The organism is Chitinophaga sp. 30R24 (assembly GCF_049056765.1).
Taxonomy (GTDB): Bacteria; Bacteroidota; Bacteroidia; order Chitinophagales; family Chitinophagaceae; genus Chitinophaga.
Genome location: NZ_JBJGXX010000001.1, coordinates 431,340 through 455,328 on the forward strand (window position 1 = coordinate 431,340; position 23,989 = coordinate 455,328).

A 23,989-nucleotide genomic window follows, 5' to 3' on the forward strand; every position below is an offset into this window, starting at 1 on the left:
GTTATACCAAGTAAACCATTACACTAAATTATTGTTTCAAGATAGTGAAAACTAGTTGATAAATGGGTTATTAACTTGTTAAGGCGATGAATGCATTATATTTTTATCAATACATGACAAACATCAGTTTCATGGATACCATCACCTGCTACCTTTGCATCAATAATTCATCATTATGCCTTCTGTAGAAATACTATCCAGGATACAATTTGCATTCACAATTGCATTCCATTACATCTACCCTCCTCTGAGCATAGGGTTAGGGCTCTGTTTGGTCATTATGGAAGGGCTGTACCTTAAAACCGGCCTGGCCCTTTATAAGGATATTACCCGCTACTGGATCAAGATTTTTGCCCTGATATTTGGCATTGGCGTAGCCACAGGAATTATCATGGAATTTGAATTCGGGACCAACTGGGCCACCTATTCCCACTATGTAGGGGATATCTTTGGCAGTGCGCTGGCAGCAGAAGGCATCTTTGCCTTTGCGATGGAATCCGCTTTCCTGGGTGTATTGTTGTTTGGCTGGAACCGCGTTAATAAAGGCGTACATTTCTTTTCTACCTGTATGGTAGCCTTAGGCTCCATTTTTTCCGCCTTATGGATTGTAATTGCCAATTCCTGGCAGCAAACGCCAACAGGCTTCCGCATTGAAGGGCACGACCTGCAGGCCCGTGCTGTAGTAACAGACTTTTGGGCCATGATCCTGAATCCTTCTTCTGTAGACCGTTTCTCCCATGTAATTATCGGCGCCTTTCTGGCAGGTTCTTTCCTGGTGATGAGTGTGGCCGCCTGGTATGTGCTAAAAAAACGTTTTGTAATCCATGCACAAACCATGTTCAAAGTAGGGTTAAGCGTAGCCGTGATCGCTGCGCTATTGCAGCTCTTTACCGGTCACCGGTCTGCACATTATGTCAGTAAATACCAACCTACCAAGCTGGCCGCCATGGAGGGCCATTATGATAGTTCAGCAGTAGCACCTATGTACCTGGTAGGTTGGGTAGATAATAAACAAGAAAAAACCTCGGGCATCAAGATCCCTGGAGGCCTTTCTTTCCTTACCCATGGCAGCTTTTCTGCACCGGTAGAAGGCCTGAACGCTACGCCTCCCGCCGACAGGCCCCAGGCGGTGAACTTTGTTTTCCAGATGTACCACCTGATGATCTCTATCGGCATGATACTGATCGCCCTTACCCTTCTGGCCCTGGTACTTTTATGGAGAAAAAAACTCTTCAACCAACGCTGGCTGATGATGATTTTCACGTGGGCAGTATTACTGCCGCAAATTGCCAACCAGGTAGGTTGGTATACTGCGGAAGTAGGCCGGCAACCCTGGGTCGTATACAAACTGCTCCGCACTTCCGATGCCCTGTCCCACAAGGTAACAGCAGACGAGGTGGTGTTTTCACTCGTATTATTTACACTGGTGTATATGTTGCTGTTTGCCCTGTTCATATATCTGCTGACACGGAAAATACAGCATGGACCGGATATATCAGACGACGCAGACACAGAATACGAAGGATATTACAAGGATAATCTTACTTATCACCCCACAAAATTATAACAGCATGGAAACAATTCTCGGACTGGATCTTCCTACCTGGTGGTTTTTAGTTATTGGCGGATTAATTACCGGTTATGGCGTACTCGATGGCTTCGACCTGGGAGCAGGGGCATTACATCTTTTTTTTAATAAGGAAGAAAGCAGGCGCCTGGTGCTCAATGCCATAGGTCCTGTATGGGATGGCAATGAAGTATGGCTGGTAATTGCCGGTGGTGCACTATTTGCAGGCTTTCCGTTAGTATATGGCGAGATATTGTCTACCTTCTATATACCTTTTATGCTATTCCTCGTAGCACTTATTTTTCGTGCCATCTCCATAGAATTCAGAAGTAAGGAACCCTGGAAATGGTGGCGCAAAATGTGGGATATTAGTTACACCATTTCCAGTACCGGTATTACACTATTGCTCGGTTTGATACTGGGAAACCTCATCCATGGTTTACCTATTAATAAAACGCATGACTTTACAGGTAACCTGCTTACCTTCTTTAATCCGTATGCTATATTAATTGCTATTACCACCCTGTCGTTGTTTATGCTGCACGGCTCCATTTACCTGGTCATGAAAACAGAGAACCGGCTATATGCAAAGCTTACTGTTATCGTAAACAATTGCAGCAGATTTTTTATTCTCTGCTTCATATTAACGTCTATGGCTACACTTATTTATGTACCCCATATGACACATCAATTTAAATCCCATCCGGAATTATTTTTACTACCCATGCTGGCAGTACTCATCGTACTGAATATAAAGAGAAATATTGACGCCCGCCGGTATTATACCGCCTTCCTCTATTCTTGCATTATTACAGCCTGTTTACTGATCCTATTTGCCCTTGGATTATACCCAAATATTGTTATTTCTAATATAGATCCAGCTTATAGTATCAGTATCTACGAGGCAGCTTCTTCTGCAAAATCATTAAAGATTATGTTGGTGATTGCTGCCATTGGCACTCCTATGGTAATTGGGTATACTACTTTTCTTTTTTGGACATTCCGTGGTAAAGTGAAGCTGAACGAAATGAGCTATTAGCAGTAAATAACTAAACACTTTCTTTGCATTAACGATGCGGGGCTCTTTACTACCACCAGCTAAAAAAACAGGTCCCCGCAAAAAATTGCAGGGACTTACCATTTAACCTATATTCTGTACTGTAGCATTGTCTTTAAGATCTCCCGAAAATCACCGTTTATCAATTTTCATCATATTCTCTATGTTATCAGGAGATGTACATATTTAAGACCATGCACTTTGATTAAAGTTTAAACGAAATAAAAAAAAATCTGAAAATAATTTTCAGCAGCCGAAATTAGCATCCAGAATCCAACTTTTTCATGAACCGTATTGACCGTTTAACCGCCATCCTTATACAATTACAAGGCAAAAAGGTAGTAAAGGCCGCCGAAATTGCGGACCGCTTCAATATCAGTTTGAGAACGGTATACCGTGATGTAAAAGCCCTTCAGGAAGCTGGCGTACCTATTGGCGCAGAAGCTGGCACGGGTTATTATATCGTGGAAGGTTATCATCTGCCTCCCGTCATGTTTTCCCGGGAAGAGGCTGCTGCCTTATTAACAGGAGAGAAACTGATGGAGCAATTCAGCGATCTCAGCAACAGAAGACAATTCAGCCTCGCAATGGAAAAAATACGTTCCGTGCTCCGGGGCGCTGAAAAAGATTACCTGGAATCACTGGAAGAGCATATCGCCGTTTTACGCTATCACCCCCATACCACTAACGACCAGTTCCCTAACCGCTTTCTCACGGATATCCAGCAAGCGCTGGGTATGACGCAAGTGATTAGTATGGAATATTTTTCCCTGCAAGATGAAGTAGCCACCCGCCGGGAAGTGGAGCCGATCGGCATTTTCCACCTGGGGCACCATTGGCATCTGATCGCCTTCTGCCGGCTTCGGCAAGGCTACCGTGATTTCCGGATAGACCGGATACGTAAACTCAGCTTACTATCAGACACTTATCGGAAAAACAAACATATCTCCCTTCAGGAATACCTGGAACAACAGCGGAATAATACCAAAGAAAAAACCTTTCTCGTAAAAATAACCTTGGACAATGAAGTAGTACGCTATGCCCGAGAACAGAAATACTATTTTGGCCTTATGGAAGAGAAAGTAAACGGCGATAAAACAGAATTAACCTTTCTTCAGTCCTCCCTCGACTATTTTGCCCGCTGGCTAACCATGTTCGGTAATCGTGCAGAAGTGATTCAGCCTCAAGAACTTAAAACCATGATGGTAGATTTGGCAACAACATTATATCAGCACTATACCTGATTTTTTATTTCGTTTATACGTGCCTGAGGTAAGGGCTGAAATTTTAAAGGAGAAGTCAAGCGTCCTCTTATCAGCCATCGCTGAGGCCCAGTTGTATAATAGCTTGTTGTGCAGCGATCTGGCTGGCATCTTTTTTATTAAAGGCTTTACCGCTGCAGATGAGCTCCCCGTCTACCACCGCGCCAACGGTAAAAATACGCCGGCCGTTGTCCATCTGTTCTTCGAGCAGTTCAAATTCGAGGGTTTTGCCATTTTTGTTGGCCCAGCCGTAAAGTTTGTTTTTATGATTCATTTCCACGGTTTCCAGCAGTTCCATATCAATGTAAGGCATAATGATACGTTTGTGTACAAACTGTTGGGTTTTGTTGTACCCGCGATCCAGATAAACGGCGCCTACAAGGGCTTCCAGGGTATTACCGAATATCTGGCTTATTTTGAGAAAGCTGTTGTATTTATCGTAGATGGTGAGTTTACGCAAGCCCATTTTGATAGCGATATCATTTAGCTGCTGGCGGTTTACGATCTTTGATCGCATCTCGGTTAAATACCCTTCTGTTTTGTAAGGGTATTTTTTAAAGAGATAATCCCCCACAATGGCGCCGAGAATGGCGTCACCGAGGTATTCCAGCCTTTCGTTGCTTTCCAGGAATTTTTCTTTACTGGAACGATGGCTCAAGGCCACTTCATAAAGGGCAAAGTTACCGGGAGGAAATCCTAGCAAGTTATGCAGCTCTTTATATAAGTGCCGTTTTTTGGAAACAAGTCGATATAAAAAACCTGGCAGTAAATTCACACAATCAAGATCAAGGAACAAATTTTTTGAAAATAACGGAGGCATTATGCCCTCCAAACCCAAAGGTATTGGATAATGCAGCGCGTACTTCTCTTTTCTGTGCGATATTGAAAGTAAAATTCAGTTTCGGGTCTAACTGCGGGTCGTCAGTAAAGTGGTTGATCGTAGGAGGAACTATGCCATCGATGATAGACATAATTACGGCTATGGATTCAACGGCGCCGGCAGCCCCGAGTAAGTGACCTGTCATAGATTTTGTAGAGCTGATATTTAATTGATATGCATGCTCTTCAAAAACGTGCTGAATGGCTTTTACTTCGGCAATATCTCCCAACGGAGTGGAAGTACCGTGAACGTTGATGTAATCAATTTCGCTGGCCTGCATTTCGGCATCTGCCAAAGCATTACGCATTACATTTAAAGCACCTAAGCCTTCCGGGTGTGGTGCTGTAATGTGATATGCATCTGCGGTAGCGCCGCCGCCGGCTAGCTCTGCATATATCTTGGCCCCTCTCTCCAGTGCATGTTCTAAAGATTCTAGCACCAGCGCACCTGCTCCTTCCCCCATCACAAAACCATCACGGTCAAGGTCAAAAGGCCGGGAAGCAGTTTTAGGGTCATCATTCCTTTCTGATAAAGCCTTCATGGCGTTAAATCCACCTACACAAGGCTCGTTGATCACATTTTCTGATCCTCCGGTGATCACCATATCTGTTTTACCGTAACGGATACTGTACATGGCCTCTATTATCGCATTGGTAGCAGAAGCACAAGCCGATACAACAGAAAAGTTAGGCCCCCTGAAACCATGACGGATAGAAATATATCCGGCAGCAATATCAAGAATAAGCCTGGGAATCAAAAAAGGACTAAAACGGGGAGTACCATCCCCAGTATGAAATTCTTTCAGCTCACGACTAAAATTGATCATACCTCCAACACCAGTACCCCATATTACTCCAACTCGGTCGGCATTGACCTTATCTTTATTAATATTGGCATCTAGTATTGCCTGATCTGCGGCAATTACAGCCGTTTGGGTAAAGGGGTCCATCTTACGGGCCTCCTTTTTGTCCAGGTAGTTAGCAGGATCAAAATTTTTCAGTTCACAAGCAAAACGGGTTTTGAACTTGGAAGCGTCAAATTGCTTGATATAATCCGCGCCGGATACACCGTTCGTCAAACCTTGCCAGAAATCGGCAACGGTATTGCCGAGCGGTGTAAGAGCGCCTAAACCTGTAACGACAACTCGTCTTGGTTGCATTAAAACAATTCTGATTAGTAGGATTATTTTACATGTTCTTCCAGGTAAGCAACTGCCTGGCCAACAGTAGTAATAGTTTCAGCTTGTTCGTCAGGAATGGAGATGTTGAATTCTTTTTCGAATTCCATAATCAGTTCTACCGTATCCAAAGAGTCAGCGCCTAAGTCGTTGGTGAAGCTGGCTTCAGGAGTTACCTCGGCTTCGTCAACGCCCAATTTGTCAATGATGATCTTTTTAACTCTTGATGCAATGTCTGACATAATTTTAAGTGTTTTTGGTTTAAAACTTGACTGCAAAAATATAATTTTTATTGAATTGCCAACAGATAGACCAAATTTTAAAGGTATGTCGAGGGGGACAATCCCACCAAACCCAATACAGTAAACATATTCACAGCTTTGTTAATAAAAGAATTTATATAATTTTGATATTGGTCGGTTTACAGATTTGCATATTTTAGCACAAAAGTCGGGTTTTTAAGGTCAAGAAAGCCATTCCCTCCCAGTAAAATATATAAATCGATAAATATCTCCATTCAACCGCCATTTTCACCACTTATCTAAACTATTAACGCTAATTAACAGTCATTCGGAGCAACCAGCCCCGTCAATGCTTAAATTTGTTCGGCTTATGGGATAGGGTACTTTTTACATTACCTTATTTCTACGCCGCAGATATACCTATACACAAAACACTCAGAAAAATATATACAAAGAATATGGCCATCACCAAAAAGACCATTCGCTCAATAGTATTATTGGCCGCAGCCGGTACTGTAATATTTCTCATTTACAAGAAAATTGCCGTCAATAAAGCGGAAGGAGAACCTGCCGCTCCCGGCCGAAAAGGCGGAAGCAAAACCCTGCTTACAGATGCCTGGGTGGTAAAAACTTCCCAGCTCGACCAAACCATTGAAGCAAGCGGTACACTCCAAAGCAATGAGGAAGTGGAAGTTAAACCGGAAATCAATGGCCGCATCACGCACCTTTATTTTAAGGAAGGTACCAGCGTCCGTAAAGGCGATCTCCTCGTAAAATTATACGATGAAGACCTGAAAGCGCAATTACAAAAGCTGAAATTGCAGCAACAACTGGCCAAAACTACACTCGAACGCCAGGAAAACCTGCTCAAAATAAATGGTATCAGCCAACAGGATGTAGATGTTACCCGTAACCAGGTAAGCGCTTACCAGGCAGATATGGAATATACCCAAACCCAACTCCAGAAAACAGAGCTCCGCGCTCCCTTCAGTGGGAAACTGGGTCTCCGGAACGTAAGCGAAGGCGCTATCATGTCTTCTGCCTCCGTGATCACTACGCTCCAACAAATAGATCCCCTGAAAATGGATTTCGCGGTAGCAGAAAAATATCGCAATGCCATTAAAAACGGCGATCAGGTAAATTTCTATGTAGCCGGCGACAATAAAGAATATAAAGGTAGCATCTATGCCATCGATCCAAAAATAGACCTTACCACCCGTACAGTGAAATTGCGCGCCATTGTTCCCAATAGCAGCAGCGTACTGTTCCCGGGATCTTTTGCCAAAGTAAAAATTATACTTAAAGACCTCCCGGATGCCATGATGATCCCTTCCCAGGCCGTTATTCCAGGCACCCGGAACAAAAATGTGATCGTTGCCAGCGAGGGTAAAGCAAAGTTTGTAGTAGTAGAAACAGGCCTCCGCACAGAAAGTACAGTGCAAATCACCAATGGATTACAACCTGGCGATACCGTTATTACCACCGGTATCCTCCAGTTGAAACCAGGTATGCCATTGAAGTATAATAAAATACAATAACAATTTGGGTATGCATCCCTGCATATTCAAATCCGAAAATATTTACCATGAGTTTACCTTCATTATCTCTCAAACGCCCTGTATTTGCTATCGTAATGAATATCATTATCGTGATATTCGGTCTGGTAGGCTTTACATTTCTGGGGGTAAGGGATTTCCCGGCGATTGACCCGCCTATTGTAAATGTGCGCACGTCCTATGCCGGCGCCAACTCAGATATCATTGAAACACAGATCACCGAACCATTGGAAAAACAGATCAATGGTATTGCAGGGATCAAAAACATCTCTTCCAGCAGTAGCCAGGGAAGCAGTAACATTACCGTAGAATTTGAACTGGGACAAGACCTGGAAGGCGCTACCAACGATGTACGCGACAAAGTATCCCAGGCCCTGCGCAGCTTGCCGCCTGATATTGATGCACCGCCGGTAGTGTCTAAACAAGATGCCAACTCAGACGCCATTATCTCCATGACGGTGCAAAGCCATACCCGCAATCAGCTGGAAGTAACGGAATATGGCACCAATGTGCTCCTGGAAAAATTACAAACCATTCCCGGCGTAAGCGCCATCCAGATATGGGGGGAAAAACGCTACGCGATGCGCATCTGGATGGACCCCGCTAAATTATCTTCCTACAGCCTTACACCAGGCGACGTACAGGCAGCCCTTGCACGGGAAAACGTGGAACTGCCTTCCGGTAAAATTGCCGGTAATGCTACCGACTTTACAGTACGTACTTTTGGCAGGCTGGAGTCGGAAGATGATTTCAATAACCTGATCATCAAAAATATCAACGGCAGCGAAATACGTATCCGCGATATAGGCCAGGCGGTATTGGGACCCGAAAACGAAGAAACCATACTGAAAGAATCCGGCAGTCCTATGATTGCGCTGGCACTCATTCCGCAACCCGGCTCCAATTATGTAGCCATTGCCGATGAATTCTATAAAAGGTTCAATCAACTGAAAAAAGACATCCCGGAAGACTATACGGTAAATATCGCGATGGATAACACCCGCTTTATCAAGAAATCAATTGATGAAGTGGAAGAAACCCTGATCGTAGCATTAGTACTTGTAATTATTATTGTGTACCTGTTCTTCCGCGACTGGTTAATGGCACTACGGCCCCTCATCGATATCCCCGTTTCACTGATCGGCGCCTTCTTTATTATGTATGCCTGTGGCTTTACCATTAATATCCTTACCCTGCTGGCAATTGTACTCGCTACCGGGCTAGTGGTAGATGATGGTATTGTGGTAACAGAAAATATTTATAAAAAGATCGAAGCCGGCATGCCCCGCATGAGAGCAGCGCGGGAGGGATCAGAAGAAATATTCTTTGCGGTAATTGCCACCTCTATTACGCTGGCATTCGTATTCCTGCCAATTATCTTCCTGCAAGGCTTCGTAGGACAGCTATTCCGGGAATTCGGTATTGTAGTAGCTGGTGCGGTACTCATCTCTGCCTTCGTATCACTCACGCTAACGCCTGTACTAAACGTAAAACTGGGACGCAAAACCCATACCCACTCCTGGTTTTACCTTAAAACTGAATCTTTCTTCCGCTGGATGGAAGACGGATATAAAAATTCCCTGGAAGCATTTATGCGTTTCCGTTGGGTAGCCGGATTCATTATCATGGGCTGTCTGGTGATGATCTATTTCCTGTTCAAAACATTACAGTCCGAGTTGGCGCCATTGGAAGACCGTAGCGCCTTCCGCCTGTCGGTAACTGCTCCCGAAGGTACTTCCTTTGATTATATGGACAGCTATGTAGACCGGCTCACCAAATTTATGCTGGACTCTATTCCGGAAAAAGAAATCGTTCTCTCTGTAACTGCTTCTTCCAATAGCGGCTCCGGCGCCGTAAATACAGCTTTCGCCAACGTAACGCTCACTGAGCCAAACAACCGCAAGCGTTCACAGAAAGATATTGTGAACATGGTGAACCGTAACATGAACAAATTCCCCGAAGGAAAAGTGTTTGCCATTGAACAACAAACCATACAAGTAGGACGTAAAAGCGGCTTGCCTGTATCCTTCGTACTGGAACATATCAACTTCGACTCCCTCTCTGCTGTATTGCCTAAATTTATGGAGGAAGTCAGCAACAGTGCTGTTTTCCAGGGTACAGACGTAGACCTGAAATTTAACAAACCAGAACTGCGTATACATATTAATCGCGACAAAGCCACCCAGTTAGGCGTTTCCGTACAGGATATCTCACAAACATTACAGCTGGCATTAAGTAACCTTCGTTATGGCTATTTTATCCGGAATGGTAAGCAATACCAGGTAATGGGGCAGGTATTCCGCGCAGACCGCGATGATCCGATGGACCTCCAGAACCTATATGTGCGCAACTCCCGTGGAGAAGCCATACAGCTCGACAACGTGGTAAGTATTGAAGAAGAAACCAGTCCACCGATTATCTATCACTTTAATCGCTATAAATCCGCTACCGTTTCTGCCGGCCTGGCGCCTGGCCGTACTATCGGCGATGGTATCAATGAAATGTACCGGATCTACAATAAGCTGCAGAAAGAAAATGTACTGAACGACTCTTTCAATACTGCTTTATCCGGCGCTTCCCGTGATTATGCCGAAAGTGGCTCCAATACAATGTTTGCGCTGGGCCTGGCCCTCGTGCTGATCTACCTGGTATTGGCCGCGCAATTCGAAAGCTGGATAGATCCGCTGATCATTATGCTTACTGTGCCGCTGGCCTTTGCTGGCGCCCTCTTATCCCTGTGGGTGTTTAATCAAACCTGGAATATCTTCTCCCAGATCGGTGTAATTATGCTGATAGGTTTGGTAACAAAAAATGGTATCCTCATCGTAGAATTTGCCAATCACCAACGCGACACGGGTATGGAAAAAGCAGATGCAGTAATCAACGCGTCCTCATTGCGCCTCCGGCCGATTTTGATGACCAGTCTTGCCATGGCACTCGGCGCATTACCGATTGCCTTGTCGCTCGGCGCTGCCGCCACCAGCCGCATCCCGCTGGGTATCGTAATTGTGGGCGGAATTATATTCTCCCTGGTATTAACCTTATACGTAATTCCGGCCATGTATACCTTCCTTTCACGCAGAGGTAAACAAGGAAATAGTGAGGACGAGGAAGAAGGTAACGATCAGGAAGCCATTATTGCCACCGCACATGCCTGATCGCTGTTTATCATGACCAAGATTAAGATATTTATGAAAAGATATATCACGAAATGTTTTTCTTTCCTGCTAACACTGCTGGCAGGTGCCTTTGCTGCCAATGCGCAACAACAGGTGCTTACCCTGGAACAGGCAATAGACGTAGCGCTTAAAAATAACTACGACATCCGCCTTGCCAGGAATGCCGCAGAGCTGTCTGCTAACGACTACGCCTATGCTAATTTCGCATTTGTACCTACGCTCAATGGTGCGGCTGGCACCACCTGGAACCGTACTTCCACTAAACAGGAATTTGTGAACGGCACCTCCCGGGATACCAGTGGTATCAAAGGCAATAACGTTACCGGTAACGTAACGCTAGGCTGGACGTTATTTGATGGTCTGAAGATGTTTGCTACCCGGAATAAGCTGGCCTCTATCCGCGACCTTGGCGAGCTGGCCATTAAAGACCAGATCCAAAATTCCATTGCTGGTATTATTGGTGGCTATTATAATATTGTACAACAAAAACAACAATTGAAAGCCCTCTCTGAACAGATGTCTATTTCTGAAGAAAGGGTTAAATTATCGGATGCCAAATTCAGCACCGGCCTGGCGCCTAAAACAGACCTACTTCAATCTAAAGTAGACCTCAACGCGCAAAAAGCATTGTACATCCGCCAGCAAACGCTGATTGAGGAAAGCAAATCGCTGCTCAACCAATTAATGGCGGTGCCGGCCGGCGCCATCGGTTATGATGTGGCAGATTCTATTCCGTTAAATAATGAGTTGTCTTTTGCAACCCTGCAACAGAATATTGCCAATAATAATACTACCATAAAAGTACAGCAACAAAATATAAATATATCTGCCCTTACTATCAAAGAACGTAAAGCAGATTATTTCCCGGTAGTCTCTTTTAATTCTGCATATAACTATAACCGCAATACTTCCAATGCTGCTTCTAACGCCTTTAGCCCACGTTTTAGTCGCAATGGCGTGTTCAATTATGGCTTCACCGCTGCAATCCCGATCTTCAACGGATTTAATGTGAAACGGCAGGTACAAAATGCGAAAATAGATTTCGACTATCAGAATATTACATTGGATAATCTGAAATCACAGGTAGATCTCTCTTTAAACAATGCCTTCAAAGATTACGAGTACTACAAAAAACAAGTGGCATTGGAAGAAGAAACCAACGACCTCGCAAGGGAAAATGCAATGGTAGCATTAGAACGTTTTAAACAAGGCGTTTCTACCATCCTGGAAGTAAAAATAGCGCAACAAAGCCTGGAAGATTCTTTCTACCGCCTTATACAAGCACGTTATAATACTAAGCTGGCAGAAACAGAACTCGGACGCCTGAACGGAGCGCTGTTGAAATAGTTTATTAACTAATCGCTAATAGTTTACCGAAGCGAATAAGTAAGACAAACTTAAAATTGCGTCTAACTTATTCGCTTCAATTATGTTACACCCATCTCTCACTCCCACTAACAGTCTGCGGCCAACTGCGCTCTGCTTTCTTAACATTCCTGTAACATTCACTCCCTATATTTATATGGCCACAACCTGCGAACTATGTCTGATAGCCCTCAAACTGTACTTTTTAAAAAAATATTCGAGGCAAACAATGCAAAAGTATACCGGTTTGCATTCAGGCTCACGGAAGATGCTGCAAGGGCACAGGAAATTACCCAGCAATGCTTTATACGCCTCTGGGAAAATATGCACCAGGTAAGGGAAGGACAAGATGTTTTTCCGTTACTGTTTGTGTATGTAAAAAACCTTGTTATCGATGAAACCCGTAAACTGTACCGGGAACGGAAAGCGCTTTCCCAATCTGGCGCCGCACAGCAAATGGATATTGATACCAGCAGTGAAAAACACTTTAACCATAAAGAGTTTAATACACAGCTACATAAAGTAGTGGCACAAATGCCAGAACAACGGCGCAATGTATATTTGTTAAGCCGCGAACACGGATTCAGCCACAAAGAAATAGGCCAACAATTATCTATATCGCCAGCTACTGTAAAAAATCACCTGACTGCCGCCCTTCAATATATCCGTAAGGAACTACTTACTCATTTCGAATAATCCTGTTTTTCTTATGCGTTACTACCACCTTGGCTTTGCCCTGCTTTTATTTTCCTGTAGCAAAAAAGACCAACCAGCTCCCAATCCGATACCTACCGGTCCTGTTACCCAAACAGAAATTAATAAATGGATACTGGACAGTATGCGCTATTACTATCTATGGAGCGAGGAGTTGCCCACCCAATCCAATACTGACCTGGAAACCAGGGCGTACTTCCAAAGCATTAAAAATGCAGCCGACCCTTTCTCTCTGGTATATAATCCCGGTAACTTCTCTACCATGCCCAGGTATATGCTGTATAACTATGGTTTCAACTATAGCGTAGTAGAATGGCCATCGGCGCCTGGAGGAACTATAGGCGTGGTAACCCTCGTTATTCCTGGCTCCAATGCCGCTAAAGCCGGATTTGTAAGGGGCAGTTACTTCACACGCATTAATGGTATGCCATTAACAGCCGCCAATGCTGCCAGTCTGGCCGATCAAGTACTGAAAGATGGACAAGGGATTTTTACGCCGGCCACTATCAACAATAGTGCAGTAATAGAAGCAACGCCAGTAACCGTATTATTGGGAGTGACTTCCGAAAACCCCATCTATGCACAGCAAATCATCAACAGTAACAATAAAAAAATCGCTTACTTATTTTATAATGCTTTCAAGGATGATTTCAACAGCGCCTTAATCAGCGCTTTTCAAACATTCAAAGCACAAGGCACTACAGAATTAATACTCGACATGCGCTATAATACTGGTGGTAGTGTGGCGGCCGCCGCAGTGCTAACAGCCCTGATAGCGCCTGGCGTTACCAGTAACCAGCTATTTATACAATATAAAGGCAATAAAACACAAGGAACACAACAATTGAGCTTCAATACAGCAATGGCCTATCCGGAAAGCGGAGCGCCCATCCCCTTCAACAGCGTACAACCTGCTATGTTAGGACTTTCCCGTGTATTTATTCTTACCAGTCATGAAACCATTTCAGCTGCAGAGTTAACCATCAATAACCTAAAACCATATACGAAAGTGGTACAGATAGGCGCTACCACCTACGGAAAAGACAAAGGCGCTATTAACATACAAGATGGCCGGGGGCGGATCTCCTGGATACTGCATCCGATTAGCTGGCGGTTATACAATGCGAAAGGAGAGGGTGGTTATGAACAAGGTATTGCGCCCCAATATACTGCCGATGAAATAGATACACTCCCCATTGCTGCCATAGGCGATACACAAGACCCATTGATTGCCAAAGCCTTATCGCTCATTAACGGTAACAGCCGTACCATTATGGCAGCAAACCATATGCCCTTGAAAAAGTATTATGTAACAGAGGGCAAAAGTGATGCTGTTATTTTACCTCATTAGTGGGACGAATGAATTATATATCCTATTAATAAAAAAGCACATTGTGAAAACAATGTGCCTGGAGTTTGGTTAGTTAACAAATAGGGTTCCATGTCGAAAAATACGCTAAGGGAGATGGGGGCAGTTCATTTTAATTTTATTCGGCAGTTGCAGCACATCTTCCAAAAAGGTTTTACTGCCAGTACCTAACAGCATTAGTCCCTTATTACCGGAATAAATAACCACATGCTGCATTACTCCCGAACTATCTTCACTATTATCACCACCATAGGCCAAGCTGTTTAATACCGGCAATTCAGTATTATCCAGCAAGTGGTATGGTTTACCAACAGGCGCTTTACCAAGTAAGATAATATTGCCTGCCCCTCTTATATTAAATGTTACCGGCATCTGATCTGTTCCGGCAGCATAGATAAAAGCGCCACGGGTTACAACCAAGCCACCACTCTCATATTGTTCCCCGGGCGAAATATTTATAATCGCTCCTGGCTCTATACGCAACGACGCTTCATTATTTACATATGTCCAACCTTTTATGTACCAGGGATGATTGCCTGTAAGCAAGGTGTTCATGGCAATAATATGAGGCAACGTATCAGACAGGGGAATTGTTTCCAGTTTTATGGAAGCCTGCGGCAATAAAGGAGTATCCTTTCTGCAAGCAGAAAAGAGTAACAAACTTACTAAACAGCAAAGTATCTCTTTTATTACAGGCTTCATCGGAATAATCTTATAAAACTATTTGCAATGCTTCTATGTAGTTATCATCTGCTGTGTCACCTTCAGCATCGTTGATGTTGATCACGCTGTACGCTCCGTATGTCTCTGTATCGTTAGTATTTATAAGAAGATATGCGCCCATTTGGAAATTGGTAGGAAGCACAATAAATTCGCCCGTCTTCACATCTTTCAACTTAAAATAATAAGCGAATCCTGCACCATTTTCATCCAAACAAGGCAACATGATACTTCTGCTATCCAACACGCCTCTTTTTAATCCCTTCACCACTGTTACTTCCGTTAGGGTAAGCGGACGCCCCTTACCGGTGTATATGTAGAGGTCTACTTCCGGGTAAGGATTAAATGATTTATTCACATTATAAAGGAACTGTAGCTTAGTTGAATCTGGCGCTACTGTAGTGGTAGTTAAAAAGCCTTTTAATCCAAGGGATTCGGAATAAATAAGGCGAAAGTTTTTATTACTGTTTTTATCCACAGTGATCATTGAATCTGCTACAAGGGTAGTAGTATTGGCGATGTATGCGCTTAATTTGGCGGGAGTATTGCTGGCAGGCACAGTGATATTTAAAAAAGGCTCACTCGCCTTAGAAGTATTCAGCGTACCAATTTTTTTTCCGGAAAAAAATATATCCAGGTCTGGAGAATCTTGAAACCCTTTACCACTTACCTGTACTTTTCCGAAATAATATTCTTCCGGTAAATCTCCTTTTTTACAGGCTGAAAAAAATAAAACAACAGTGTACAGGAAAAGTAAAATTCTTTTTTGCATGTTTAATATTTATATTGAATACACTTGATGGCAACAACGTGTAAGGAAATCCTTACACGTTGTTGTTCTTCTTTAAAGATTATTTATACCTTGTCCAGCTATAGCTACCATTTACGATAGTCCAGTCAATTCCACCAGGGAAAGCACCTGCATTTGCATTATCTGCAGCAGAACCAACGTTAGTAATAAAGTTAGCAGCACCAACACTGGTACGGTTAAACGGAGCTAACAGACTGATCTGGGCAACGTTTGGATTAGTCAGTGTACCAGTGTAACCAAAGTTACCAGCAGGAGCAGTAATACCAGTAAATACGCCGCTTAATTCGGTAGCATATGGATAGGTATAAGCCTGTACATAGTTACCGCTAGCGTTAGAGATACCGCCGATAAATTTATCGTAAGTAGAACCAGCAGTGATATCGAAGCTCAAACCATAATTGAAACCAATGAAGATAGATTTCTTGATTTCGAATTCAGTATTTCTTCTCAGGTGAGCAGCACGGCCATAAGTACCGATCAGACCACCAGGTACAGAATAAGTCTGAGCAGCTTTGTTGTAATTAGGTAAACCTACGATGGTGATGTTGTTGTACTTAGCGTGTGTGTTAGGAGTTGCTGTAGTACCAGAAGCGTTGTTATCGCTTTCAAAACCATTAGACTGGCTTTGGTCAGCACGGGTAGTATCAGACAAACCTAAAGCGTAAGAAATAGTACCGCTATAACCATTATCGGTATCGAACATATCATCATAAGCATCGATAGCCAACAGGTGGGAAGCATTTACAGTTCCACCGAACCATTCGAAAGCATCATCATTAGCTTTGAATACTTCTACGTAATCAATGATGGTACCGTTACCAACACCAGCCAATGTCAAACCATTCAATTCGTTATTGAGGGAAAGAGCGAAACCAGCATATTCAATACGTACGAAACGCAGAATACCAGAGTTATCAGCAGGATTATTACCACCAAAAGTAGCATCAGCAGGTGATACGCTAGTTACACCTTCTACACGGGTAGTAGTAGGAACGTTGGTAGGAGCATTACCCAATAATACTACACCAGACCAGTCGCCAGGAGTTTTAACGGCAGCTGCAGATGTAAATACAATTGGATTGGCGGGTGTACCGTCAGCCAGAATTTTTGCATTTTTAGTGATGATCAATCCACCACCAGCAACTGATGGATCTGCGCTCAGATCACCCACGATAGTAGTACCTGGTTCAATAATTAATACGTCAGCAGAATCTACATACACCAGTCCGTTCAGGTGCCAGGTAATACCGTTGGTCAGCAGGATAGTATCTGCAGTACCATGGTTTGTACCTAATACACCTACCAGGGTAGAAGAAAAAGGCACTGCACCGCTGGCTGAAACCGGACGGCTAATATCTTTCTTCTGATTGTCCTTTTTGCAGGAAGTCATCATAGACGCACCTGCAACGGTAGCTAATAAAAGGGCTAATCCAAAGGGTTTTCTTTTCATTTTTTGTTTTGTTTTGTGGTTTAAAAACGGGATTTCCTGATCAGGATTTATAACAATAGTGCACTTGTTTAAAACTTATAACTGGCAGTGATGCTGTAGGTACGGCCAGGTACGGCCTTATAGTCGATAGCATCTGTAGCCGGCTGGTAAAGTAACTGCTTGGTAGTAGGCTTCTTTTTTCCAGTGTATACTTCCGGATCGTTGTCAAACCGGTTGATGTACGTTACAGCATAACTATTCAACAAATTGGCAACGTTGAAACGCAGTTCTCCTTTACCTTTCAGCAAGTGTATGGCCAACTGCGCATCCAGTGATTCCAAGGGGCGTTCAAAGGTAGAATTGGCATAGATCTCATTGGCCAGATACATTCTGTTAGTAACATAGTTATAGGCCAGGTTGAAGGAAAACGGTTTGGTATCATAGAACAATCCGGCATTCACGATATAATTGCTGGCGCCTACCTGAGGTCTTTTTTCTTCCGGCAATAAATTCTCCGTGATAACTATTTTTTTGGGGTTATTGGGATCAACACCATTAAAACCAGTGATCATAGGTATCACGCGGGAATCCAGATAAGTGAAGTTACCCGATAAAGTAATGTTCTTTAATACCGGCAGATTAGTGAACCGCAGCGATTTACGCAATTCTAATTCTACACCATAGTTCTTTGCCAGTTTATTATTCTTTAATGTAAATTCATTGTTTGCTTCTTTATAGATTTCCATGGGATTTGCCAAACGCTTGTAAAAAGCTGAAGCCGATATCATCTCACCGGGAGCAGGATACCACTCATACCGCAAATCATAATGCTTAATGGTAGTAGAAGTTACATAACTGCTGTAATAGGTACCACCCAACTCAAAATCATACTCTCTTTGCGCACTCAGCTCACGCAGGTCTGGGCGGATAATACTTTCTGCATAAGCTAAACGCAGATTCATGGTATTATTGATGCTATACGTCAGGTTAGCAGAAGGAAAAAGACGGAGATTAGGTTCCCGGTTCCTCAGTGCAGAGAAATCCAGCTGGTTATTTCCTGCCCTGCCTTTATTAATGGTGGAAGCCAGCGAATCCAATGCAGCATTAACATTGTTCAAATTATAATACTCTCCGCGTACGCCCCATACCAATCTGAATTTCTGTCCGATCTTGTCGTCCAACATTCCATAGAAGGCATGCAGAGCAGCTTGTTTATGGTAATTATCTCCAAATATTTCACGGTTGGTAGTTACATCATATGTTGGGGTAAAAGCGGTGGCAATGGGGAGGTAATTACCATTAGAAGTAAATCCATTGCTGGTATTGAACACGTAGAAGAGACGGTCTTTACTCCAACCGGCATAACCCAGTTTGAAAGTATTATTAAACTGTACACTGCCTGCATTAAAATTAAATGGCTGTGATAAAGCAAGGTCCCAGGTATAGTTATCTTCCTTTGCACGGTTCCAGGTACGCAATGAGCCTCCTGTAACATTAATGGCCAATCCTCTTATAATGTTGTAGTTATTCAGTTCATCCGGATTACCCTGCATGTAGTTACCAGCCAGGATATGATTATCCGGACGTTGCCTGTCGAGCTGTATATAGCTTCCCAGCCATTTCAGTTTTAATCCCTTTTTGCTCAGTGAATGCTCTCCCTTTAATTGATTCTGCCATAAAGTGGTAGCAGACACCAGATCAAAATAGGCGTAAGCGTCTCCATAGCTGGTGTATTGACCTATACCAGATATCAGGTTTTGGTCCAGCGTACGTTGATAAATGCTTTGAAAGCTTACACTGTTACGATCATCTCTATATCCTACGCCCACAATGCCTCCCAGGTTAGTGGTAAACGTGTAGCGCTGACCATGATAAGAAGCATATCCTTTAGTACTATCGCCTTCAAAACCAGCCCTGCTCATCACTATGTCTTGTGTAGCCAATGTATTACGGTAGTTACCTGCCAATACAAAACCAAACTGTCCTTTTCCTCGCTGAGGCAATACCCTGCCTACAGAGAGCTGGTAGTTCTGTGAAGGTTGAGCTTTAAAGCTGGTAACGCCCCAGTTGTTGCTGAAATTCTTTCCGCTGTTCTTATAAGTATCAAAAGCAGTTACAATATCAGCCTTATCTTTCCAGTTCAGGCTTCCCAACAGTTTACGATGATCAGATACCTGCCCGAAGTATTCTTTTCCTTCCAAGGGAAGCGACAAAAAAGTTTTACCGGTAGTTTTATCGTTATAGCTTCCGCCTACACTGATGTTAAAAAAATTGTCAGTAGGAATATCCAGGGTGTTTACTTCTACCAAACCACCACCAAATTCGGCGCTGTGATCTGGTGTAAGGGTTTTTATTACGGTGATATTTTCAATAATGTTGGACGGAATGATATCAAAGCTGAAATTTTTTCTGTTCAACTCTGTGCTGGGCATAACCTGGCCATTCAATACCGCCTGGTTGTACCTTTCGCTTAAGCCACGCACAACCACATACTTGTTGTCTAATGTAGCTAAACCTGTTACGCGTTTTAATACTTCTCCCACATTTTTATCCGGCGTACGTGCAATCAGATCTGCGCTGATACCATCGGAGATGGCTGCACTATTCTTTTGCAGGGCATACAAACCTTCTATAGAAGTCTTTTTATAAGTGCCCGTTACTGTTACTTCTTTCAATTGTGAATGATTGCTTTTCATCACAACGCTGAGTGGTGTAACACCGGAATTACTTACCACTACATCAGTTACCTTGCGGCTTTCAAAAGTAACGTAAGAAAAGATAAGTGTATATTTTCCCGGAGAGAGCAACAGCTCGTAAGTACCATCTACATTGGAAATAGTACCTTGTCCGCCTTCTACCTGAATACTAACGCCAGGTAATGGCTCGTTTTTAGCATCTACCACTTTTCCGGTAACGCGTCCGTTATTGCGGCTGGCAGGCTTCTCCGCATTGCCTTTGCGTACGGCAATGGTGCTGTTATTCGTTAATTCTATATCTACAGGTGTGTTATTATCCAGGTATTGCAATACGGTACTTAATGGTGCATTCTCAAATTTCACCGCAGTAAAAGCACAGCGCTTCAGGTATTCCGGATCGTAGATAAAGGTATAAGATGTTTGTTGTTGTAATGACTTCACCACAGTAGCTGCATCGGTTTTTCCGGCAGATAGCTGCACTTTGTCTGTAAGTGATTTATAAGACTGTGCAGATAAAACAAACGGCAGGCATCCTGCTATTAATATCAACAGGGATACCATTTTATAAGGCATACGACTCCCTGTACAAAATCTGTGTATAGATTTTTGCATATTGATTATTGAACTTTTATGGATTTAAATTATTTCCGGACGCCAGTGATCTGGTATGTGCTATCGTTTATACGTTTATAGCTCAGGTTATGCACATAGGCCAGGGCAGATAATATTTTTTCAGGTGACAATTCCATTTTAAATACGCCGGATATCTTTTTATACCTCATCTCCTGATCTATCAATATCATTTTACATCCGTAGCGTTGCTGCAGTTTGGTTAATGCATCGGCCAATGTGGCATTATCAAAATATATTTTCCCATTCTTCCAATCTAACACTTCCTGCGCAGGGAAAGGGGATATCAAAGGTGCACTGCCACTAGCATATGATAGCATTTCTCCGGGCAATAATACTTTGGTAAACTGGTCTTTTTGGGTGACTGATATTTTACCCTGTACCAGACTTATCTGTATGCTACCGTCTGCTTTATTTGCTGTAGCAATGTTAAAAGCAGTGCCCAGTACAGTAGTAGTTAGTTCCCCGGTATGCACTTTAAAAGGTTTTAGTTTATCCGGTACTACATTAAAGTAACCCTCTCCTTTTAACCACAGTTCCCGGGTTTGTTTATTATAACTATCCTGAAAAATAACCACGGTATGCGGGCTTAACCATACTTCCGTACCATCCGGCATAGTATATAAACGGGTGTTGTTACCATTATTCGATAAAGTATCCCATTGTATAGCTAATTGCCTGCCCATAGGCTGATGTTGCCATAGCAAAGAAACTGTAGCGATGATTCCTAATATAGCGGCGGCGGCTACACTGTACCAAATACGATAAGTAGCTGGCTTTTTGTTGGCTGCATCCCAGTTCTCCATCATCCATTCATCCAACAGGGTGGTATCAGCCTGAGAAAGCCAGGCCTCTGCATGAGCAGCTTCCTGCTCCGTGCATTGCCCTTTAAAATATTTTTCTAGTAACTGTTTGTCCATATCCCTGATTACACAAAGAGTACGTTTCAAATAAACCGTCTTCCTATTCCAAAAACGGAGTTAACAATTTGGTAATAAATACAGGTGGCAACAAATGGCCTTCAATAAAGATGCATAATAGCTTTAAAATCATAAAATATATTGATAATCAATTCATACAACCATTTATCATGCTTATTTTCAACCAACAATTTTATATGTTACACTTACGGCCCAACGATAAAATCCTTTAACAACACTATGGCATTCTTATATAAGCGACAGTGGATATTACAATAGCGCTTTTAGGAATTGCCTTTTATCGCATCAATATATAATGTCTCCTTTTTAATTTCCAGGCAGATTCAACTTCATTAACAATGCCAGTGGTAATCGGATACCTGGCAACTACAAAATTTTGTTGATTGTTAAATTAGCATTTTGGCATTAGGAAACTACGTTTCCTAATGCCAAAATTTTTGTTAGTATAACTAATTATTTTTTTATCATTCAAAATTAAATACATAAATTAGATCATTGTTTGTTACCAACACGGGTTAATTACTCAATCTAATATTCTACAACCATATCAATCATTAACCATGTCTTTATATACGAGAACAACTATCTCCATTGGAGAACAACAGCTCGAACAATTTCATTCCCTGCAACTAAAACAATCCGTCAAAATGCATCATGAATTTGAATTGTGCATTGGGTACGACTGGCTATCACACTATGGCCCCAATCCGGTGGCTGCCGGCAAATCTTTATTGGGCAAGGAAATCAGCATTTATATCCGGCCGGCGGAAACAAACAACCATTACAAACCATTGTTATTTAATGGCCTTATCACCGGTACTAGCGCCGGTAAAGAAAAAAATGGGTATAACGGAAGTTGTATACTCCGTGGCAATAGTCCTACTATTTTGCTGGCCGGCCAACCGCATATGCAGTCGTTTGAGCAATTACCTTTATCGGCCATTGTATCAGAAGTGATCAAAAATGGTTACCCGTTTGCCAATCCCCCTCAAATAAATCCTATATTAACATCCCCGCTAAAATATATTGTACAATACAAAGAAACTGGCTTCGATTTCTTACACCGTCTATCGCAACGTTATGGAGAACATTTCTTCTACAATGGCCAACAGCTTATATTTGGCAGGTACACTCCCAGAAAAACAGCACTCAGGCATCAGGAAGACCTGGTAGATTATCAGGTTTGTTGTAATCTGCTGCCGGCAAAGCAACAACTATTTGTTACCGAATACCGGCAACAACAGAGCTTGTCGGAAGATTGCAGCCAACAACAGGTTCCTTCCAGGAATGCCTATACGCCGTATGTACAAGCCATTAGCAATAAATATTTTCCACAGGCAGCCACCTACAAAGTTCCTTACGTATTCAATAGTGATGCCCCGGCAACATTAACAATACTGGCCCGGCGTTGCCAGCAAAGCCATATAGCCGGGATGGCAGCTATAAAAGGCAATAGCCGTAATACAGGCTTACAAATAGGCGATCTGGTAAGCATACAAGATACAGCGCCTTTTAGCACCGACTATGGCGAATTTATGCTGACCTCCCTGATACACCATTGCAATAGTAATGGCGACTATTACAATACCTTTGAAGGCATCCCCGCAGATGTAGCCATTCCCGTTATCAACCTATCGTCAATACCGGTATGTGAAGCACAATCCGCCATTGTAACAGACAACCATGACCCCAAGGGGCTGGGTCGTATACGGGTACGGTTTCACTGGCAAAAGGGCCGTACCCCCTGGATAAGATTACATCAGCCCCACGCTGGCCAGGAGAAAGGATTTTACTTTATTCCTGAGATAGGAGAAGAAGTATGGGTCCATTTTGAAAATGGGCATCCCGAAGCTCCCTATGCAACTGGCTGTACCTATAATGGTCAGGCTACCAGTTCCTTCGGCGATGATATGAATAATATAAAAGCCATCAAAACCCGCAGCGGGCATATTATCCGGCTAGACGATACTACCGGCCAGGAGAACATTATTATTGCCGACAAAGGAGGGAATAACATTATCATCGATACCCAGCAGCATAACATCACCCTCTCGGCGCCCGAAACCATAAAGCTAACCGCCCGTAACATCAACCTGCAGGCAACAGAAAACATTCATCTCCAGGCAGGTCTGCATATGCACCATACGGCAGGAATGGACCTATACCATAGCGCCGGCGACAGCCTACATCAGTACGCCCTGAACGATTACCAGCTTACGGCTACCAATATCACCAAAATAGCCACAGAAAATATACACCTACAAGCAAAAGAAATAGATAAACAGGCAGAAGATATCCATATCTACAGCAGCCAGGAAGACCTACACCTCAGTGCCAATGAATCAGTTTGTATCCAAAGCGGAGAAAAATCAAAAATATGTTAGCAGGGCAAAT

General features: G+C 43.0%; 17 protein-coding genes. 9 read left to right on the forward strand and 8 right to left on the reverse strand.

Going from position 1 to position 23,989, the window contains the following annotated elements:
• Positions 1–175 precede the first annotated feature (175 nt).
• The 3 genes from ACDQ55_RS01790 to ACDQ55_RS01800 all read left to right on the forward strand — a co-directional run bounded on the left by ACDQ55_RS01790 (position 176) and on the right by ACDQ55_RS01800 (position 3,868).
• Complete coding sequence (locus ACDQ55_RS01790; protein ID WP_420979321.1) at positions 176–1,567, forward strand: cytochrome ubiquinol oxidase subunit I; 1,392 nt, start codon at positions 176–178, stop codon at positions 1,565–1,567.
• A 4-nt stretch (positions 1,568–1,571) separates the two neighbouring features.
• Complete coding sequence (cydB, locus tag ACDQ55_RS01795) at positions 1,572–2,606, forward strand: cytochrome d ubiquinol oxidase subunit II (RefSeq protein ID WP_420979322.1); 1,035 nt, start codon at positions 1,572–1,574, stop codon at positions 2,604–2,606.
• A gap of 302 nt (positions 2,607–2,908) precedes the next feature.
• Positions 2,909–3,868: a helix-turn-helix transcriptional regulator gene (locus ACDQ55_RS01800; protein WP_420979324.1), complete on the forward strand. Its 960-nt coding sequence runs from the start codon at positions 2,909–2,911 to the stop codon at positions 3,866–3,868.
• Between the two features lie 70 nt (positions 3,869–3,938).
• On the opposite strand, the gene rnc is transcribed toward ACDQ55_RS01800, so the two are convergent.
• The 3 genes from rnc to ACDQ55_RS01815 all read right to left on the reverse strand — a co-directional run bounded on the left by rnc (position 3,939) and on the right by ACDQ55_RS01815 (position 6,185).
• The gene (gene rnc, locus ACDQ55_RS01805; RefSeq protein ID WP_420979326.1) at positions 3,939–4,589 is read right to left on the reverse strand and encodes a ribonuclease III; all 651 of its coding nucleotides are present in this window, start codon (positions 4,587–4,589) and stop codon (positions 3,939–3,941) included.
• Positions 4,590–4,671: 82 nt separating this feature from the next.
• Positions 4,672–5,925 (reverse strand): beta-ketoacyl-ACP synthase II, encoded by a 1,254-nt coding sequence (gene fabF / locus ACDQ55_RS01810; RefSeq protein ID WP_420979327.1) that lies wholly within the window; start codon positions 5,923–5,925, stop codon positions 4,672–4,674.
• Between the two features lie 23 nt (positions 5,926–5,948).
• On the reverse strand, positions 5,949–6,185 hold the full coding sequence (locus ACDQ55_RS01815) for an acyl carrier protein (RefSeq protein ID WP_012788038.1): 237 nt from the start codon (positions 6,183–6,185) through the stop codon (positions 5,949–5,951).
• Between the two features lie 458 nt (positions 6,186–6,643).
• Between ACDQ55_RS01815 and ACDQ55_RS01820 the strand changes: the two genes are divergently transcribed.
• From ACDQ55_RS01820 to ACDQ55_RS01840, 5 genes are all read left to right on the forward strand, one after another.
• Positions 6,644–7,723, forward strand: coding sequence for an efflux RND transporter periplasmic adaptor subunit (locus tag ACDQ55_RS01820; protein WP_420979328.1), 1,080 nt, complete (start codon positions 6,644–6,646; stop codon positions 7,721–7,723).
• A gap of 47 nt (positions 7,724–7,770) precedes the next feature.
• The gene (locus tag ACDQ55_RS01825; protein WP_420979329.1) at positions 7,771–10,899 is read left to right on the forward strand and encodes an efflux RND transporter permease subunit; all 3,129 of its coding nucleotides are present in this window, start codon (positions 7,771–7,773) and stop codon (positions 10,897–10,899) included.
• 33 nt (positions 10,900–10,932) lie between these two features.
• Positions 10,933–12,267 carry a TolC family protein gene (locus ACDQ55_RS01830; protein WP_420979330.1) on the forward strand — a complete coding sequence of 445 codons (1,335 nt, stop codon included), beginning with the start codon at positions 10,933–10,935 and terminating at the stop codon, positions 12,265–12,267.
• Positions 12,268–12,462: 195 nt separating this feature from the next.
• Positions 12,463–12,981, forward strand: coding sequence for an RNA polymerase sigma-70 factor (locus tag ACDQ55_RS01835; protein WP_420979331.1), 519 nt, complete (start codon positions 12,463–12,465; stop codon positions 12,979–12,981).
• A 13-nt stretch (positions 12,982–12,994) separates the two neighbouring features.
• Positions 12,995–14,350 (forward strand): S41 family peptidase, encoded by a 1,356-nt coding sequence (locus ACDQ55_RS01840; protein ID WP_420979332.1) that lies wholly within the window; start codon positions 12,995–12,997, stop codon positions 14,348–14,350.
• 105 nt (positions 14,351–14,455) lie between these two features.
• Here the strand turns inward: ACDQ55_RS01840 and ACDQ55_RS01845 are convergent, their stop codons facing one another.
• From ACDQ55_RS01845 to ACDQ55_RS01865, 5 genes are all read right to left on the reverse strand, one after another.
• Entirely contained in the window at positions 14,456–15,070 is a 615-nt protein-coding gene (locus tag ACDQ55_RS01845) for a hypothetical protein (RefSeq protein ID WP_420979333.1), read from the reverse strand.
• A 10-nt stretch (positions 15,071–15,080) separates the two neighbouring features.
• Positions 15,081–15,860, reverse strand: coding sequence for a hypothetical protein (locus ACDQ55_RS01850; RefSeq protein WP_420979334.1), 780 nt, complete (start codon positions 15,858–15,860; stop codon positions 15,081–15,083).
• 79 nt (positions 15,861–15,939) lie between these two features.
• Positions 15,940–17,349, reverse strand: coding sequence for a hypothetical protein (locus tag ACDQ55_RS01855; RefSeq protein WP_420979335.1), 1,410 nt, complete (start codon positions 17,347–17,349; stop codon positions 15,940–15,942).
• Positions 17,350–17,417: 68 nt separating this feature from the next.
• On the reverse strand, positions 17,418–20,597 hold the full coding sequence (locus ACDQ55_RS01860; protein ID WP_420979336.1) for a TonB-dependent receptor domain-containing protein: 3,180 nt from the start codon (positions 20,595–20,597) through the stop codon (positions 17,418–17,420).
• Positions 20,598–20,665: 68 nt separating this feature from the next.
• The gene (locus tag ACDQ55_RS01865) at positions 20,666–21,574 is read right to left on the reverse strand and encodes a FecR family protein (protein WP_420979338.1); all 909 of its coding nucleotides are present in this window, start codon (positions 21,572–21,574) and stop codon (positions 20,666–20,668) included.
• Between the two features lie 581 nt (positions 21,575–22,155).
• Here ACDQ55_RS01865 and ACDQ55_RS01870 point away from each other — a divergent pair.
• Positions 22,156–23,979, forward strand: a complete 1,824-nt coding sequence (locus tag ACDQ55_RS01870; protein ID WP_420979339.1) for a type VI secretion system Vgr family protein — start codon at positions 22,156–22,158, stop codon at positions 23,977–23,979.
• Positions 23,980–23,989: the final 10 nt, after the last annotated feature.

Excerpts from the sequence above, each read along its gene's own strand:
- ACDQ55_RS01790 (WP_420979321.1), top strand. The coding sequence starts at position 176 with ATGCCTTCTGTAGAAATACTATCCAGGATACAATTTGCATTCACAATT.
- cydB (WP_420979322.1), top strand. The coding sequence starts at position 1,572 with ATGGAAACAATTCTCGGACTGGATCTTCCTACCTGGTGGTTTTTAGTT.
- ACDQ55_RS01800 (WP_420979324.1), top strand. The coding sequence starts at position 2,909 with ATGAACCGTATTGACCGTTTAACCGCCATCCTTATACAATTACAAGGC.
- fabF (WP_420979327.1), bottom strand. The coding sequence starts at position 5,925 with ATGCAACCAAGACGAGTTGTCGTTACAGGTTTAGGCGCTCTTACACCG.
- ACDQ55_RS01815 (WP_012788038.1), bottom strand. The coding sequence starts at position 6,185 with ATGTCAGACATTGCATCAAGAGTTAAAAAGATCATCATTGACAAATTG.
- ACDQ55_RS01820 (WP_420979328.1), top strand. The coding sequence starts at position 6,644 with ATGGCCATCACCAAAAAGACCATTCGCTCAATAGTATTATTGGCCGCA.
- ACDQ55_RS01825 (WP_420979329.1), top strand. The coding sequence starts at position 7,771 with ATGAGTTTACCTTCATTATCTCTCAAACGCCCTGTATTTGCTATCGTA.
- ACDQ55_RS01830 (WP_420979330.1), top strand. The coding sequence starts at position 10,933 with ATGAAAAGATATATCACGAAATGTTTTTCTTTCCTGCTAACACTGCTG.
- ACDQ55_RS01835 (WP_420979331.1), top strand. The coding sequence starts at position 12,463 with ATGTCTGATAGCCCTCAAACTGTACTTTTTAAAAAAATATTCGAGGCA.
- ACDQ55_RS01840 (WP_420979332.1), top strand. The coding sequence starts at position 12,995 with ATGCGTTACTACCACCTTGGCTTTGCCCTGCTTTTATTTTCCTGTAGC.
- ACDQ55_RS01845 (WP_420979333.1), bottom strand. The coding sequence starts at position 15,070 with ATGAAGCCTGTAATAAAAGAGATACTTTGCTGTTTAGTAAGTTTGTTA.
- ACDQ55_RS01850 (WP_420979334.1), bottom strand. The coding sequence starts at position 15,860 with ATGCAAAAAAGAATTTTACTTTTCCTGTACACTGTTGTTTTATTTTTT.
- ACDQ55_RS01855 (WP_420979335.1), bottom strand. The coding sequence starts at position 17,349 with ATGAAAAGAAAACCCTTTGGATTAGCCCTTTTATTAGCTACCGTTGCA.
- ACDQ55_RS01860 (WP_420979336.1), bottom strand. The coding sequence starts at position 20,597 with ATGCCTTATAAAATGGTATCCCTGTTGATATTAATAGCAGGATGCCTG.
- ACDQ55_RS01865 (WP_420979338.1), bottom strand. The coding sequence starts at position 21,574 with ATGGACAAACAGTTACTAGAAAAATATTTTAAAGGGCAATGCACGGAG.
- ACDQ55_RS01870 (WP_420979339.1), top strand. The coding sequence starts at position 22,156 with ATGTCTTTATATACGAGAACAACTATCTCCATTGGAGAACAACAGCTC.